15 protein-coding genes are annotated in these 16465 nt (G+C 62.1%); 12 read left to right on the top strand and 3 right to left on the bottom strand.

The features are described from left to right. The first annotated feature begins 4 nt into the window (after window positions 1–4). The 8 genes from FHS48_RS17325 (at window position 5) to FHS48_RS17290 (ending at window position 9851) form a co-directional block, all read left to right on the top strand. Window positions 5–1291 (top strand): hypothetical protein, encoded by a 1287-nt coding sequence (locus FHS48_RS17325; protein ID WP_184265349.1) that lies wholly within the window; start codon window positions 5–7, stop codon window positions 1289–1291. Between the two features lie 62 nt (window positions 1292–1353). Further along, the gene (locus FHS48_RS17320; RefSeq protein WP_221443574.1) at window positions 1354–2091 is read left to right on the top strand and encodes a hypothetical protein; all 738 of its coding nucleotides are present in this window, start codon (window positions 1354–1356) and stop codon (window positions 2089–2091) included. An 81-nt stretch (window positions 2092–2172) separates the two neighbouring features. Then, window positions 2173–4533, top strand: coding sequence for an EcoAI/FtnUII family type I restriction enzme subunit R (gene hsdR, locus FHS48_RS17315; protein ID WP_184265347.1), 2361 nt, complete (start codon window positions 2173–2175; stop codon window positions 4531–4533). Between the two features lie 12 nt (window positions 4534–4545). Next, window positions 4546–6015 (top strand): type I restriction-modification system subunit M, encoded by a 1470-nt coding sequence (locus tag FHS48_RS17310; RefSeq protein WP_184265345.1) that lies wholly within the window; start codon window positions 4546–4548, stop codon window positions 6013–6015. After that, window positions 6012–7730: a restriction endonuclease subunit S gene (locus FHS48_RS20535; protein ID WP_184265343.1), complete on the top strand. Its 1719-nt coding sequence runs from the start codon at window positions 6012–6014 to the stop codon at window positions 7728–7730. The genes FHS48_RS17310 and FHS48_RS20535 overlap by 4 nt, the downstream gene beginning before the upstream one ends. Window positions 7731–7741: 11 nt before the next feature. Next, a complete protein-coding gene (locus FHS48_RS17300; RefSeq protein ID WP_184265341.1) occupies window positions 7742–8701 on the top strand; it encodes a hypothetical protein in 960 nt (319 codons plus the stop codon). Between the two features lie 128 nt (window positions 8702–8829). Beyond that, the gene (locus tag FHS48_RS17295) at window positions 8830–9273 is read left to right on the top strand and encodes a helix-turn-helix domain-containing protein (RefSeq protein ID WP_184265339.1); all 444 of its coding nucleotides are present in this window, start codon (window positions 8830–8832) and stop codon (window positions 9271–9273) included. Then, window positions 9273–9851, top strand: a complete 579-nt coding sequence (locus FHS48_RS17290; RefSeq protein ID WP_184265337.1) for a PIN domain-containing protein — start codon at window positions 9273–9275, stop codon at window positions 9849–9851. Before FHS48_RS17295 ends, FHS48_RS17290 begins: the two co-directional genes overlap by 1 nt. Window positions 9852–10085: 234 nt before the next feature. Here the strand turns inward: FHS48_RS17290 and FHS48_RS17285 are convergent, their stop codons facing one another. Together FHS48_RS17285 and FHS48_RS17280 are read right to left on the bottom strand one after the other, a co-directional pair. Continuing rightward, on the bottom strand, window positions 10086–10229 hold the full coding sequence (locus FHS48_RS17285; RefSeq protein WP_184265335.1) for a hypothetical protein: 144 nt from the start codon (window positions 10227–10229) through the stop codon (window positions 10086–10088). Between the two features lie 60 nt (window positions 10230–10289). Further along, entirely contained in the window at window positions 10290–11252 is a 963-nt protein-coding gene (locus FHS48_RS17280) for a helix-turn-helix transcriptional regulator (RefSeq protein WP_184265333.1), read from the bottom strand. Window positions 11253–11367: 115 nt separating this feature from the next. On the opposite strand from FHS48_RS17280, the gene FHS48_RS17275 reads away from it, so the two are divergent. The 3 genes from FHS48_RS17275 (at window position 11368) to FHS48_RS17265 (ending at window position 14456) form a co-directional block, all read left to right on the top strand. Further along, the gene (locus FHS48_RS17275; protein ID WP_184265331.1) at window positions 11368–12009 is read left to right on the top strand and encodes a glutathione S-transferase family protein; all 642 of its coding nucleotides are present in this window, start codon (window positions 11368–11370) and stop codon (window positions 12007–12009) included. Window positions 12010–12125: 116 nt separating this feature from the next. Next, window positions 12126–13211, top strand: a complete 1086-nt coding sequence (locus FHS48_RS17270) for an FUSC family protein (RefSeq protein WP_184265329.1) — start codon at window positions 12126–12128, stop codon at window positions 13209–13211. Window positions 13212–13355: 144 nt separating this feature from the next. Continuing rightward, window positions 13356–14456 (top strand): GGDEF domain-containing protein, encoded by a 1101-nt coding sequence (locus FHS48_RS17265; RefSeq protein ID WP_184265327.1) that lies wholly within the window; start codon window positions 13356–13358, stop codon window positions 14454–14456. Window positions 14457–14458: 2 nt separating this feature from the next. Here the strand turns inward: FHS48_RS17265 and FHS48_RS17260 are convergent, their stop codons facing one another. Beyond that, window positions 14459–15325, bottom strand: coding sequence for a LysR family transcriptional regulator (locus FHS48_RS17260; protein ID WP_184265325.1), 867 nt, complete (start codon window positions 15323–15325; stop codon window positions 14459–14461). A 150-nt stretch (window positions 15326–15475) separates the two neighbouring features. On the opposite strand from FHS48_RS17260, the gene FHS48_RS17255 reads away from it, so the two are divergent. Continuing rightward, the gene (locus FHS48_RS17255; protein ID WP_184265323.1) at window positions 15476–16465 is read left to right on the top strand and encodes a quinone oxidoreductase family protein; all 990 of its coding nucleotides are present in this window, start codon (window positions 15476–15478) and stop codon (window positions 16463–16465) included.

Here is a 16465-nt window from a genome sequence, read left to right as displayed (position 1 = left end):
GCTGATGGCCCAACACAACGAAGACGACATCCCCCAGAGACAGCTCACCGACGACCGCCCCTTCAACCCGTTCCGCGCCCCCAAGACCGTCCAGGCCCAGACCATCGTCGCCGATGTGCTGGGACAGCTTCAGTGCTTTGAACGGGTCAAGGGCCTGCGTCAGCGCCAACGCAAACCCACTGACCAACAGACCCTTGAAACCACGGTCGCGGCGGTTGTCTGTGACCTGATCCACCGCTTCATCACCAAGCCCGATGGCTGGGTGTCGGTGTCTCTGTCCAATCAAGACTTGGGCCGGGCCAGCCGGTACCGCGCCACCGCCATGAACAAGACCCTGCCTACCGTCATCAAGCGGCTGGCAGAGCCGGAAATGGCCTTCGTCGAGATGGAGATCGGGCATCAGGGCTATTTCGGCCCGGCACGTCGCACGGTGATGAAGGCTGGTTCACGGCTGCTGACACGGCTGCACGACCACGGCATCGGCCTGGATGACCTGACCCAATCCACGGGCCAAGAGGTTATCATCCTGAAAGACAGCAAGGCCGATTACTGGGACGAAGGTGGCTTGGTCGAATACGACGATACCGACCAAACCCGGCACTACCGCGATGAGGTCCAGGCTATCAACGCTTGGCTAACCCAGGCGGATATCCAGTTCGATGGGGACCCGGTTGTCGATGACACCGACCGGCTGTTGCGCCGTTATTTCAGCCGGGGATCGTTCGATTGCGGTGGGCGTCTGTTCGGCGGCTTCTGGCAACCCCTGCCCAAGTGGCAGCGACACAAGGGTTTGCTGATCGACGGCGAGGAAGTGGCGACCCTGGATTACGGTCAGATGGCCCCGCGCATCCTGTACGGCTTGACCGGTGTTCCCGCTCCCACCACCGATTCCTATCTACTGCCCGGACTGGAAGCCCAGCGCAAGGGCGTGAAGAAGGTGATGAACGCCCTGCTGTTCGCTGACAAGCCTTTGACCCGCTTTCCTGCTGATACCAGGAAGCTGTTCCCGACCCGCATGGCCTTTGCCCAGGTGGTCGAGGCCCTGCAACAGCTCCATGCCCCCATCAACCATTTGTTCTTCACCGGCATCGGCCATCAGGTCCAGTTCGTCGAAAGTGAAATCCTGGTGGATGTCCTGCTGGCCTTGAAGACGGAAGGGATCATCGGTCTTCCCGTCCATGATGCGGTGATCGTTGCCAGATCATCCATTCCCCAGGTCAGCAAAATCATGCTGGAGGTCTTCAAAGATTATACTGGGGTGGAGGGGATGGTATCGGAGGAAAGGGGGTGATGATGGTGGTTATATCCAACCAGTACAACTCTACCCTTCTCCTTGTGAGGGACTCGTAAGTCATGAGCAGCCCCGAAACCGCCCGCCGCCGCAAGCAAGAGGTCAAGGCCAGAGCCGCCGAACCGAACCACATGTTTGGCTATTGCCGGGTCATCGGCTGTGGCAAGCCTGCCCGCGCAGGAACTGATGATGGCCTCGATACCCGGTTCTGTCGCTCCCACGCCGAGCATTACCAACGCCACGGGAGCCCGTTCAAGCGGTCCTATACCGGCCAGGAACTGTCCCCCTATCGCCGTGCTGCGTTGAAATGGCTGAAGACCAACGCCGAGCTGTTCTGGGTCAAGAACGCCATCGACCGGGTGCGGGGCCTGTACCAAAGCGCCGGTCCCCACATTGAAGCCTTCCGCCTGCGCGGCCTGTCGCCACAGGACCGTGCCAAGGCCCACTGGGCACGGATGCGCAAGGCCGAGATCGACCCGGCCCAGGTGGTCGCCGCATGGCTGGCGGTGGAAATGATCACCGCCGACGATCCGCAGTCGGTGAGAACCAGGGAGTTCGCCCAAGTCCAGGCCGCCAAGATTGTCCACCGCATGGCCAGCGGCACCCATAAGCGATGGGAGCGCGAAGTCGCCGATCCCGACTGGTCAGGCCTTCGCACCAAGACAGTGATCGAGGAAAAGCACTGGTATCCCCGCAGCCGGGGCCGGGTGCTGCGGCATATCGGCGCAGACATCGAGCAGGCGGTGGAGCTGCTGGCCCAGCATCATCTAAGCGAGATCACGGCCAGTATGGCGCGATAAATCTCCACCCTTTCGCCTTTTCTTGCCGTCCCCCTATGTCATCGCTAGACTTCACGGCAGATAAAAGGGTTAGGGCAAGGGATGGACAAGAAAGCGCTGACGGAGCGGGACATCTGCACCAAGTTCATCACCCCCGCTGTAACCGGTGCGGGCTGGGACAGTCAGGGGCAGATCCGCGAGGAAGTCACCTTTACCAAAGGCCGCATCATTGTGCGGGGCCGGATGCATACCCGTGGGGAGACCTGCCGGGCTGATTATGTCCTGTCCCACCAGCCCAACCTGCCGCTGGCCGTCATTGAGGCCAAGGACAACAGCCATTCCATCGGCGCTGGGATGCAGCAGGCCCTACGGTATGCTGAAATGCTGGACGTTCCCTTCGCTTTTTCCAGCAATGGGGACGGCTTCCTCTTCCATGACCGCACTGGCCTGAGCGACCGGGTGGAAACCGAACTGGCCCTGGATCAATTCCCGTCCCCGGCCCTGCTCTGGGACCGCTATCAAGTCTGGAAAGGCTTGAAGCCTGAGACCGTGCCGACCGTTGTCACACCGTATTTCGACGACGGGTCGGGGCGTGACCCACGTTACTACCAGACAATCGCCATCAACCGCACGATTGAGGCGGTTGTGAAGGGACAGGATCGTATCCTGCTGGTGATGGCCACGGGCACCGGGAAAACCTATACCGCCTTCCAGATCATCTGGCGGTTGTGGAAGGGAAAGCAGAAGAAGCGCATCCTCTTCCTGGCTGACCGGAACATTCTGGTGGATCAGACCCGAAACAACGACTTCAAGCCGTTCGGCGCGGCGATGACCAAAATCACCAAGCGGGAGATCGACAAGTCATTTGAGATCTATCTTTCGCTCTATCAGGCCGTGACCGGGGCCGAGGAAGACAAAAACATCTACCGCCAGTTCAGCCGTGATTTCTTTGATCTGGTGGTGGTCGATGAATGCCATCGTGGCAGCGCCGCCGAGGACTCTGCGTGGCGGGACATTCTGGATTATTTCTCCTCCGCCACTCATATCGGCCTGACGGCGACGCCCAAGGAAACGCGGGATGTCTCCAATATCGATTACTTCGGCCTGCCAGTTTACACCTACTCCCTGCGTCAGGGGATCGAAGACGGCTTCCTGGCCCCCTATAAGGTGGTCCGTATCGACTTCGACAAGGATCTTCAGGGCTGGCGACCCGAGGCCGGGCAGACCGACAAGTACGGCAATGTGATTGAAGACCGGATCTATAACCCACGGGATTTCGACCGCAAACTGGTGCTGACCCAACGTACCGAGCTTGTGGCCCGTAAGGTGACGGAGTTCCTGCAAGCCACCGACCCCTATCATAAGACCATCATCTTCTGCGAAGACATCGACCACGCAGAGCGGATGCGCCAAGCCTTGGTCAACCTGAATGCCGCCAAAGTCGCCGAGAACCGCAAATACATCATGCGGATCACCGGGGATGAACTGGAAGGCAAGGCAGAGCTGGACAACTTTATCAACCCGGAAAGCCGCTATCCGGTCATCACCACCACCAGCAAGCTGATGACCACCGGGGTCGATGCCCAGACCTGCAAGCTGATTGTGCTGGATCAGCGCATCCAATCCATGACTGAGTTCAAGCAGATCATCGGGCGTGGCACCCGTATCAACGAGGATTACGACAAGTTCTGGTTCACCATCATGGACTTCAAACGGGCGTCAGAATTGTTTGCCGATCCCGATTTCGACGGTGACCCAACCCAGGTGTTCGAGCCGGGGCCGGGGGAACTGCCAGTCCCCCCCGACGAACCGGAAGAACCGGATCACCCTGACACCCCCGATCAGCCCCGCCCCTCCGGTGATCCACTGCGACCCGATGAAACAGGCAACCCACGCCTCCGCTATATCGTCGATGACGTCGAGGTGTCGGTTCTGGCCGAGCGGGTCCAGTATTATGGCGCGGACGGGAAGCTGATCACTGAATCCCTGCGCGACTACACCCGCAAATGCGTCCGCAAGCACTACGCCTCCATGGATGACTTCCTGCGCCGCTGGACTTCGGCGGAGCGCAAGAAGGTGATCATGGAAGAAATGGTCACTCAGGGCGTTCTGTGGGAAGCGTTGGCCGAAGAGGTGGAAAAGAAGGTGGGCCACACCCTGGACCCCTTCGATCTGGTCTGCCATGTGGCCTTCGATCAGCCGCCTCTGTCACGGCGGGAGCGGGCCGACAACGTCCGCAAGCGGGATTATTTTACCCGTTACGGCGGCACCGCCCGTCAGGTGCTGGAAGCCCTGCTCGACAAATACGCCGATACCGGCATAGAAAACGTGGAAGACATCAAGGTCTTGCAACTGGACCCGTTCACCCGGCTCGGCAGCGCCGTCGAACTGGTCAAGGCGTTTGGCGGCAAGGATCGCTATCTGCAAGCGATCCAGGACCTTGAGCAGCAATTGTACGGATGATCAGGGGCGGTTATGTCGATCAGTGCGACGGTTAAAGCGATTCAGGACATCATGCGCAAGGACGTGGGCGTCGATGGCGATGCCCAGCGGATCGGCCAGTTGGTCTGGATGCTCTTCCTGAAGATTTACGACGACCGCGAACAGGAATGGGAGCTGCTGGACGAGTCCTACGTCTCGCCCTTGCCCGAGTCTTTGCGCTGGCGCAACTGGGCCGCCGATGCCGAGGGCATCACCGGCGATGAGTTGAAGGACTTCATCGACACCACGCTCTTCCCCGGCCTTCAGAATCTGACAGCCAAGGGCGACGACAAGCGGGCCTTCGTCATCAAGGGCGTGTTCGAGGACGCTTACAACTACATGAAGTCGGGCCAGTTGATCCGCCAAGTGATCAACAAGATCGAAGACGGCATCGACTTCAACAAGGCCCAAGAACGCCACCTGTTCGGCGACATCTACGAACAGATTCTGAGAGATCTGCAAAGCGCCGGAAACGCCGGGGAATATTACACCCCCCGCGCCGTCACCCAGTTCATGGTGGAACGGGTTAACCCCCGCTTGGGCGAACAGGTGCTGGACCCCGCCTGCGGGACCGGTGGCTTCCTGACCTGCGCCATCGAGCATATCCGCAAGAATGACGTGAAGACGGTCGAAGACGAAAAGACGCTTCAGGGCTGCATCCACGGCGTGGAAAAAAAGCCGCTGCCCCATCTTCTGGCCACCACTAACATGATCCTGCATGGAATTGAGGTGCCCACCAACATCCGCCACGACAATACGCTGTCGCGGCCCTTGATCAGCTATGGCCCCAAGGACCGGGTGGACGTGATCGTCACCAACCCGCCCTTTGGTGGTATCGAGGAAGACGGCATCGAAGCCAGCTTCCCTGCCACCTTCCGCACCCGCGAAACCGCCGATCTGTTTCTGGTGCTGATCACCCACCTGTTAAAGGACGGGGGCCGCGCCGCTGTGGTTCTGCCCGATGGCACCTTGTTCGGTGAGGGCATCAAGACCCGCATCAAGGAACATCTGCTGGAAGCCTGCGACCTGCATACCGTGGTCCGCCTGCCCAACGGCGTCTTCAACCCCTATACCGGGATCAAGACCAATCTGCTGTTCTTCACCAAGGGCCGCCCCACCCGGCGCACCTGGTTCTATGAACATCCCTATCCGGCGGGGGTGAAAAGCTATTCCAAGACCAAGCCCATGCGGGTCGAGGAATTTGGCCCCGAGCGCGATTGGTGGGGCACCGAGGCGGACGGTTTCGCCGCCCGTCAGGCCAACAAACAGGCGTGGTGCGTGGACATCGCCGAGATCAAGGCGAAGAACTACAATCTGGACTTCACAAACCCCCATCGGGATGAGGTCGAAAGCCACGATCCCGACGTGCTACTGAAGCAGTACGCCGACCTTCAGACCGCCTTGACCGCCACCCGCGACCAGATCAAAGCCGCCCTGGCCGCCGCGCTGGAGGGTAAGGCGTGACCCAGGCCCTGATCGACAACCTGCCCCTGATCGCCGCCGCCCCCGATGGCATCAAGGCCCTGCGCGGCCTGATCCTGGATTTGGCGGTGCGGGGGAAACTGGTGCCGCAAGACCCGCAGGACGAACCCGCAAGTGAGCTGTTGAAGCGGATTGCGGCGGAGAAGGTGCGGTTGGTCGGGCTGGGAAAGGCTGGCAGGCAAAAAGCCTCTCGTGCAATTTCTGCAAGCTCGCCTGATGCTGCCTTGCCTCAAACTTGGCAATGGAGCCAACTGGCTGAAGTTGGGTTCATCAGCCCCAGAAATGATGGGGACGATGATCAGCTTGCTTCGTTCGTTCCGATGTCGCTAATTGCGGCGGAGCATGGTGTGCCCAATGGGCATGAGGTTCGCCCCTGGGGTGAGATCAAGCAGGGCTACACACACTTTGCGGAAGGCGATGTTGGCCTCGCGAAGATTACGCCATGCTTCGAGAATGGGAAATCAACGGTTTTCCGGAATTTAACAGGTGGCTTTGGCAGCGGAACAACGGAACTACATATTGTTCGTCCCGTCATAATCGAGCCTGATTACATCCTGCTCTTTCTGAAAAGCCCATCGTTTGTAGCGGCAGGGGTTCCAAAGATGACCGGAACCGCTGGTCAGAAGCGTATTCCGTCAGACTATTTTGCTTACTCGCCGTTCCCATTGCCCCCGCTCGCCGAACAGCGCCGCATCGTCGCCAAGGTCGATGAGTTGATGGCGCTGTGCGACCGGTTGCAGGCGCAGCAGGCGGATGCCGAAGCCGTTCACGCCACCCTGGTCAAGACCCTGCTGGACACCCTGACCCAAAGCCAGGATGCCGACGACTTCGCCACCAACTGGCACCGCCTCAGCCAGCACTTCCCCACCATCTTCACCACCGAAGCAAGTGTGGATGCGCTGAAGCAGGCGCTTTTGCGCATGGCGGTACGGGGAAAATTGGTGCTGCAAGACCCGAGGGATGAACCGGCGAGCGAACTCTTGAAGCGGATTGAGACCGAGAAGCAAAGACTGATTGGAGCGGGAATCCTCAAAAGGAACCCGTCTCGACAGACACAGTCCTTCGCACAGACCAATGTTCCACAAAGCTGGTCCGTTGTATGTATTGGTGACGTAATCGGTTCAATTGATTCTGGCTGGAGTCCGGCTTGTCTAACAGAACCTTCTCCTTCTGAAGATATTTGGGGCGTACTTAAAACAACGGCAGTTCAGCCGCTAAGATACATTGAATCTGAAAATAAGCATCTTCCGTCAAGCCTCAGCCCAAGGCCAGAATATGAAGTGAAGGCCGGTGATATCCTCATAACCAGGGCAGGCCCAAAAAACAGAGTGGGGGTTTCTTGTCTTGTGCTGCAAACACGCCCAAGGCTTATGATCTCGGATAAAATAATTCGCATTCACGTCGTGGGTGATAGCATCGATGCCCGATTTGTTTGTTTGTCTATGAATGTCGGCATAACAGCCGAATTTCTTGAGGCATCAAAATCTGGAATGGCTGAAAGCCAGATGAACATCTCCCAAGAAAAGCTAAGAGTCGCCCCGCTCGCTGTCCCGCCCCTCGCAGAACAGCAGCGCATCGTTGCCAAGGTCGATGAACTCCTGGCCCTTTGCGACACTCTGAAAGCGCAGATCACCGAATCCCGCACGGTGCAGCGCCTCTTGGCCGTCGCTCTGATCGATCAAACCCTGGCGGCCTGACGGAGGCGGATATGTCGAACCCATTCCTCCGCGCCTATGAGTTCGAGAAACGCTACAACCTGGAGCGGCTGCGCTATACGCTTGAGCAAGCGGAAGGGGCGCTGAAGGACTTCCGCCCCGAGACCATCGACTGGGCGAAGTCGGCGCTGGAAACCATCTGCAAGGCCATTCTGGAGGATCGGGGGCAGGAGTATAAAAGCCCCGACGGCAAGTTTCTTGAGCTGCCCAAGCTGATCAAGAAAGCCTGCACCGCCCTGGGGGCCAGGACCGAGCAATTGGTGGGCAACATCACCGGCCTTGCCCAGGCCATCGCCGAGATGCGCAACAAGGACACCGTCGCGGGGCATGGCTTGGAAGGCTATCGCCCCATGATCGGGCGAACCGAGATCAACATCTTCGTATCCACCTTTGCCAACCTTGTGGAAATCCTGCTCAGCTTGGAAGAAGCCGCAGGCCCGGACCTTGCCAGAACGAAGCTGTCGTTTGACGAGGTGGAATCCGGCCTTGACCTCGCTGCATTCAACGAGGAACTGGACGAGGCCATATCGGTCAGGCTTGGAGAAGAGGGCGACAGGAACATCTATGTGGGTGGCAAGGACTTGCGCCCCAGCTTCCTGATGTATCAGTACGACCGCAACGCCTACCTTCAGGAACTCAAGGCCGCCAAGGAGCGGTGGCAGGAAAACACCATCGCCAACCTGAAGCCCCTGATTGCGGAAGGCGTGGCTGTCGAGTTCGGACGCCTGGGCCGTGGTGCCGATGATTTCCGGATCAAGGAAATTTCCATTACTCAGTGGGGAATTCGGGATGATCTTGCCCGAGTGTCCGGAAGCGTCGCCGCCTCGGTCGATCCCGATGCGGACGGGGAATTTGGCCGCGAGGATGTCCTTCAGTTTCTCGCCGAGGTGAACATGTCGGCGGGCCAAGATTCCATGATTCTGGATTCCCTGGCTCTGACGAACGCGCCCTGAAGACGCGTATCGCCGCCGCGATCTATTGCGCTTGCTTCGGATGTTGCGTTTATTGCGGTTAGGTGCCATATGGGAGGGGCGTGTAGGAAAACCCGCGCCAACCAATGACCAAAGGGTGGGAGAAACCAATGTCGGACCTGAAGGCCTACGACCCGGTTGTGCCGACGGAAGCCGAGGCCCGGATCGCCGAGGAATCCGGACGTATTCTTGCGGGCCACGCCCGCGAGGAGCTGCGGGTGCAATTGCAAGACGGCCAGACCCTCGTCCTGCCCCAATCCGTCGCCCGTCTGCTGACCCATATCTTGACCGAGATGGCGGAAGGCAACGCCGTCACCATGATCCCCATCCATGCCGAGATGACGACCCAGGAAGCCGCAGACTTCTTGAACGTCTCGCGCCCGCATCTGATCAGCCTTCTGGAAAAGCGCGAAATCCCCTTCCACAAGGTCGGCACCCATCGCCGGGTCCGCTTCCAGGATGTGCGGGACTACAAGGACCGCCTGACCGCCAACCGCTCGCAGGCCTTGGACGATTTGGCCCGCGTCTCGCAGGAACTGGGGATGGGCTATTGATGGCCGCAGGACGCTTCACCGTTGTGCTGGATGCCTGTGTGCTGTATCCGGCACCGCTGCGCGACCTGTTGATGCAATTGACCGCTGCCGATCTGTTCCGTGCCCGTTGGACCGACCAGATCCACGCTGAATGGATGCGCAACCTGTTGGCCAACCGCCCCGACCTGAAGCGGGCCGATTTGGAACGGGTGCGCGACCTGATGAACCTTCACGCCCGCGACAGCTTGGTCAGCGGTCACGAAGCCCTGATCGGGCTGGTCCAGAATTGCCCCGATGCCGATGACCGTCACGTCATCGCCGCCGCCTATCACGCCCAAGCCGACGCCATCGTCACTTTCAACCTGAAGGACTTCCCCGCCGCCGCCTTGGAGCCTTATGGGCTGGAAGCCATCCACCCTGACGACTTCCTGCGTTACCAACTGGACCTTGACTTGGCCCGAGTGCTGGAAGCGGTGCGGACCTGCCGGGCGCGGTTGAAGAACCCGCCCAAATCGGTGTCCGATTACCTGGACACCCTGGAGGCGCAAAGCCTGCCCAAGACGGTGGCCGAACTGCGCCGCTATGGGGCGATCCTCTAAGCTTGCTTTTGATACCCCGGACTGTTACACCAAGGGCAGTTTCGGGTTGCTGAAAACCTAGGATTTCTGCGGGTTGCGGGGTGGAAAAATCGAATCCCACCCTCTCCGCCATTCCTTCCGGGCAGACCGGAAGGAATGCAGGATTCAGAAACTCCCCTTTGTCAAAATCAGGTGTTACGCCCCGCAGTCTTTCGCCGGTCAGGTGAAAGCCCGCAGGGGTTTTTCCGTTTTGGCTTATGGCATCAGTCCATGGCGGCGGAACCCGTCAATCTCATCGCGCAGGGTGTCTTCTACCGGGCGGAAGGTCAGGCCGGGGGCCTGTGCGTTTTTGGCCGGGCTGAAGTGGCTGCGGTCGTCTGCGGGGGCAATTGCCCGCAATGGCCCACCTGAGCAGTACCGTCTGTCCGGTCTGTGTTGGCCCGAGATCGCCGGGGCGGTTCAGCGGTACATCTGCGCCAGTCCGGCGACGGCCTCGGTAATCGCCTGCCGCAGCTCCGGCGGATCCAGCACTTCGGCGTCAGTGCCGAACCGCAGGAACTCCCGGGCCGTATGCAGAAGCGACCCAACCGGCAGTGTTGCGTCCTGCCAGCCATCGGCGTCGGGCGGACCGTTCAGGGTCAGGCGGCTGTAAGCGTAGGGGCTGAGCACATGTGGGGCCAGCTTGCGCCCCCACTCCGACAGGCGGATCCGGGCGGTTCCGGGATGCATCTCGGCCGCCAGCCGGTCCGTGCTGTCCCGCCAGTAGGCGGCAAGGTCGAACTCCGGCGGCGGCGTGAAGGTTTCCGCCGTCACCAGCAGGTCATCAACACGGGCAACGCGGTAGGTGCGGGCGGTTCCGTCCGTCCGGGCCACCATGTACCAGGCCCCGCCTTTCAGGACCAGCCCGAGCGGTTCGGTGGTGACCTGCTTTTCCTTCTTCCAGCTGCGGTAGCGCATGTGGATGCGCTTGTGGTTCCACACCGCGTCGGAGAGCGAGGCGAGGGAGTGCGGCGATTCGGCTTCGCTGTACCAGCCGGGCGGGTCGAGGTGAAACCGGCTGCGCAGGCGGTCAGCGCTGTGGCGCAGGTCTTCGGGCAGGGCCACCGCCAGTTTGCGTTCGGCGCTGGCCACCACCGCCCCCAGCCCGAGGTCTGCCGCCGGGCCGGGCAGTCCGGTCATGAACAGGGCTTCGGCCTCGGCGGGGGACAGGCCGTTCAGACGGACCCGGTAGCCATCCAGCAGGCGGTATCCGCCGTCCGGCCCGCGCTCGGCATACACCGGCACCCCGGCCAGCGCCAGATGATCAATATCCCGGAAAATGGTGCGGACGGAGACGCCGGTTTCGGCGGCCAGCTGGGGGGCTGTGACCCGGCCCCGCGCCTGTAGAAGGGTCAGAAGGGTCAACAGGCGGCTGGCGCGCATGGCGGCCTCATCTTTTTTTCGGGGTGGACTTTATACATGACAGAATCTGACAGGTTTGTCGCCCTACAGTGCTTTACAGGCCCGCACGGCGGGCTGGACTGAATGGAGCGCACTGATGACCACGTCTGATCCCGTCACCCTGTATTACTGCCCGCAGACCCGGGCCTCCGGCACCCGGGTGATGCTGGAGGAGCTGGGGGCCGCCTATACCCTGCAGGTGATGGATATGCACCGGGGGGAAACCCGCCTGCCGGAGTTTCTGGCGGTTAATCCGCTGGGCAAGGTCCCGGCCATCCGCCATCGTGGTGTGGTGGTGACCGAACAGATTGCCATCGCCCTCTATCTGGGGGACCAGTTCCCGCAGGCCGGGCTGGCCCCGGCCCCGCAGGATCCGGCCCGGGGCACCTACCTGCGCTGGATGGTCTATTACGCCGCCTGCTTTGAACCGGCGGTGCTGGACCGGGCAAACGGCCATGATCCGGGGGAGCCGTCGCGGTCCGTCTACGGCGATTTCGACTCGATGCTGCGGACCTTTGAGGCGGCCCTGATTCCCGGCCCTTATCTGCTGGGGGACCGGATCAGTCTGGCCGATCTGCAATGGGCCACCGCCCTGCAATGGACCCTCCAGTTCGGACTGGTGCCGGAGCACCCGGTCCTGCGGGAGTATGTGACCCGGGTGACGGACCGCGAGTCGTTCCGCACGGTCTGGGCCGATGATCTGCGGATGGTGGAACAGCAGCAGGCCGCCCGGGGCTGATCCGGAGGCTCTGCGGCTCCTCCCTGTCCGGAAGACGTGTCAGTCTGCCGCCGGTATCCTATAACAGGTACCCCACACCATGGGGGAACGGCGGCAGACACCGGAGAGACGGACAGATGTGGACCCGGACTCAGGCCCTTGAGTTCCTGCGGGAAGAAGCTCGCCAGCTGGTGACGGTGCAGGCCAGTGACCGCCCGTGGCAGTTGCCATTTGCGGCGGCGCTGGCCACCGGGCTTCCGTTGCTGGTCGGGGCGTGGTTCGGCCATCTGGCCTATGGCCTTGTGTCTTCGTTGGGCGGGCTGTGTCTGCTGTATCTGCCACGCACGCCCCTGCATCACCGCATGGTGGTGCTGATGGCGGCGGCCTTCGGCATGGCGGCCTGCTATGCGCTGGGGCTGATGAGCCACCTGATCCCGGCCCTGATGGTGCCGGTGCTGGTGTTCATCACTCTGCTGGTCACCATGGTCTGCCGGTTTTACCGGCTGGGGCCACCGGGCAACCTGTTCTTTATTATGGCGGCCTCGATCGGGGCCTTTTCCCCGGTGGATGTGGTGCAGATTCCGCTGATGGTCGGACTGCTGGTGATGGGGTCCCTGCTGGCGGCCCTGATCGGCTTTTTCTACAGCCTGTATGTGCTGCGGATCCGCGATCCGCTGCCAGTGACGCCGCTGCCTCCGGCCACTTTCGATGGTGTGGTGGTGGAATCGGTGGTGATTGCGCTGGCGGTCGGTGCGTCGCTGGGGTTGGCCCAGCTCTTCCAGATGGAAAAAGCCTACTGGGTGCCGGTCAGCTGTCTGGCGGTGATTCAGGGGGCTTCGCTGCGGGCGGTGTGGAGCCGGCAGCTGCACCGGATTCTTGGCACCGCCATCGGTCTGATGGTGGCGCTGGCGGTGCTGTCATTGCCGCTGACGCCGTGGACCGTTCCCTTCATCATGATGGCCCTGACCTTTGTCATCGAAACGGCGGTGGTCCGCCATTACACCTTCGCCGCCGCCTTCATCACCCCGATGGCGATTCTGCTGGCGGAGGCGGCGACACTGGGCCAGACCGATCCGATGGAGCTGATACAGGCCCGGTTTCTGGATACCTGTCTGGGCAGTGTGATCGGGCTGGCGGGGGGGTATTGCCTCCATCATCCGCGGCTGCGGCAGGGGATTGTCCTCCGGCTGCGCCGCCTTGTGCCGCAGCGGTTTCAGGGGTGATCCGCTCATCAGCCTGCGGTTTTGATTGCGGCGGTTTTCGCGGGGCAGGCATGCCCTCTTCTGCCCGGTCGGTGCTTTGCCTTTGCCTGATCCTTTTCTAAACTACAGGAGTGGCGGGGGAGGCCATAACCGGGGGAGGCTGTGATGGGCCTGCAAAGGCTGCTGTTCGGGACTGCGGTTTTCGGGGAGGGGCAGGAATACCGCCAGTTTCAGTATCGATTTGCCTGTGTCCTGACCCTGTTCAGCGTGATGACAACGGCGCTGTTCATTCTGACGGCCCTGAGCGGGCTGGCGGTGCTGGATGACCACTATGTCTATGGGGGGATGCTCTACTGTGCCGTGATGATGGGGATCTTTGTTGTCCTGCGGGTCCGGCCGGACCGGCTGCCGCAGATCACCCCGGTCGGGGTCATCGCCTCGTTCCTGATTGTGTCGGTGGCGTTTTTTCATAACACCGCCGATGAGATGCGGATCATCTGGTATCCGCTGTCGATTCCCGGGGCCTATATTCTGGCCGGGCGGCGGGTCGGCATGGCTCTGGCGGCGGTTTCCGTGGGGTTCGTCCTGTGGGCCAACGGCCAGCTGGCGGCTCCTTACTCCCCCAGTGCGGTGATCACCACCGTTGTGGCGATTCTCTACATTGCCGCCTTTTTCCATGCGGTGTCGTCGAAGTCGGTGTCGTTCCACCATGCGATGGTGGTGGCCAACCGGGCCCTGAGCGATCTGGCCGCCCGGGATCCGCTGACCGGCCTGATGAACGGCCGGGCCTATTACGATGCCTGTGGCCGGGTGGCCCAGCAGGCCCGCCGGACCGGGACGCCGCTGGCGATGCTGTTTGTTGATCTCGATCACTTCAAGCGGATCAACGATACCTATGGGCATGAAGCCGGGGACCGGGTGCTGAAAGCCGTGGCCTCCTGCCTGCGCGGCGGCCTGCGGCAGAGTGATCTGGTCGGGCGGATCGGCGGGGAGGAGTTTTCGGTCCTGCTGCCTGATACCGGAAGCGACGGAGCCCTGAGTCTGGCAGAAACCCTGCGTCGGTCGATTGAAGGGCTGTGCCCGGAAATCAGTGACGGTCAGTGCCTGACGGTTACCGCCAGCATCGGGGTGGCGGTGGCGGTGGCGGAGGTGGCCCCGGACAGTATCGTCGAGCTCCAGCACCGGGCCGACGAAGGGATGTATCAGGCCAAACGGGCCGGGCGGAACCGGGTGTCCCTGCTGCTGGATGCCGGGAGTCCCGCCTGAGGTTAATCCTCTGTGGGGAATCGCAGGGGAGCGGTGATCCGGGTCAGGTGGTCGGCAACGGCCCGGACCCGGGCCGCCTGCCGCAGGTCAGGGTGGACCACCAGCCACAGCTCCCGCGTTGCCGCCGGGGCATCACACAGGCAGGTCAGGCCGGGGATATCCTGCGCGATCATATGCGGCAGGGCCGCCAGACCCATGCCGCTGCGGACACCGGCAATCAGGGTGGCCAGATCATTGGTGCGCAGCCCGGTCTGCCGTCTGCCGCGCACCGAGTCGAGCCAGACCTGCTGCGGGGATCCGGCCAGCTCCCCGTGATAGCCAAGGAAGACATGGTCGTTTTCGGCGGTTGCGGCGACATAAACCGTGGCCCCGTACAGGCCAAACCGCATCTGCCCCAGACTGCGGGCAATCAGGCCATTGTCTTCCGGGCGGGACAGGCGCAGGGCCAGATCGGCCTCTCCCCGGTTCAGGTTGGCAAACCCGCTTTCGCCGACCACCTCCAGACACAGGGCCGGGTGCGCCTGCCGCAATGGCAGCAGGCGGGGCGTCAGCCAATGGCTGGCGAACACCGGCGGGGCGCTGATCCGCACGGTCCCGTCCAGTGTGTCGGTGCTGCCCCGGGCCAGCCGTTCCACCGCCAGCATCGCGGTTTCCACGGCGGTGGCCCGGTCCGCCAGATCATGGCCTTCCGGGGTCAGCAGATAGCCGCGGGGCAGACGGGTGAACAGCTTCAGGCCAAGCCGGGTTTCCAGCGCGGTAATGCGGCGGGAGACGGTGGCGTGGTCCGCCTTCAGCCGCCGGGCGGTTTCCGACAGGCTGCCACAGCGGGACAGCTCCAGAAAAAAGCGCAGGTCATCCCAGGTGTGCATTGGCTGCCCTTACCGCTGCTCTGTGCAGAATTGCACAGAGAGTATGAGTTTATACCGAATTTTCCAGATTAAATCCTGCCGGTAGCCTTGATCGTGCCCGGATGATCCGCCGGGGACACCACAGCCGATGCCACAGTCAAGGAGATGGCAATGTCACAGACGATTCAGGCCCGTCAGATGGTACTGACCGCCCCCGGTGGGCCGGAGGTCCTTCAGCCGCGGACCGTGGACCTGCCTGCCCCGGCCGCCGGAGAGATCCTGATCCGGCACACCGCCATCGGGGTCAACTTCGTCGATATCTATCACCGCACCGGCCTGTACCCGGTGCCGTCGCTGCCGGTGCCGCTGGGGGTGGACGGGGCCGGGGTGATCGAGGCGGTCGGCCCGGGAGTCACCGGCCTGACGCCCGGGCAGCGGATTGCCTATACCGGTCTGCCGGTCGGCGGGTATGCCAGCCACCGGCTGTTGCCGGACTGGCAGGCGGTGCCGATTCCCGAGGATGTGGAGGACCGCGTGGCGGCGGCGGCGATGCTGCGCGGGGTGACGGCCCACATGCTGCTGACCCGGGTGTTTCCGGTCGGCATCGGCACCTCGCTGCTGGTGCATGCGGCGGCCGGGGGGCTGGGGCTGATTCTGGCGCAGTGGGCCAAAGTGCTGGGGGCGACGGTGATCGGCACCGTCGGATCGGCTGAAAAGGCGGCTCTGGCCCGCCACCACGGCACAGACCATACGATCCTGTATCGGGAAACGGACTTTGTGCGGGCCGTCCGTGATCTGACCGGCGGGCAAGGCGTGGCCTATGCCGTCGATGGCATCGGGGGGGAAACCCTGCTGCGGACTCTGGATGCGGTGCGTCCCTTCGGCATGATTGCCAGTGTCGGGCAGGCGTCGGGGACCCTGCCGGAGATTCCGTTGCGCGAGATCGGGCCGGGGCGGACCCTGTCGGTCAGCCGCCCCAGCGTATTCCGCTATTTCAGTGATCCGCTGACCTACCGCACGGCGGTGGAGGCCCTGTTTGTCCGTTTGCAGGAGGGGTTGCGGCCGGTGATCGGGCTGGAACTGCCGCTGGAGCAGGCGGCGGAGGCCCATCGGGTGCTGGAGGCCGGGCAAACCACCGGATCGGTGTTGTTGCGGCCCTGA

Source organism: Novispirillum itersonii, assembly GCF_014205675.1.
Classification (GTDB): domain Bacteria; phylum Pseudomonadota; class Alphaproteobacteria; order Rhodospirillales; family Rhodospirillaceae; genus Novispirillum; species Novispirillum itersonii_A.
This window is presented reverse-complemented; position numbering and strand designations above follow the sequence as displayed.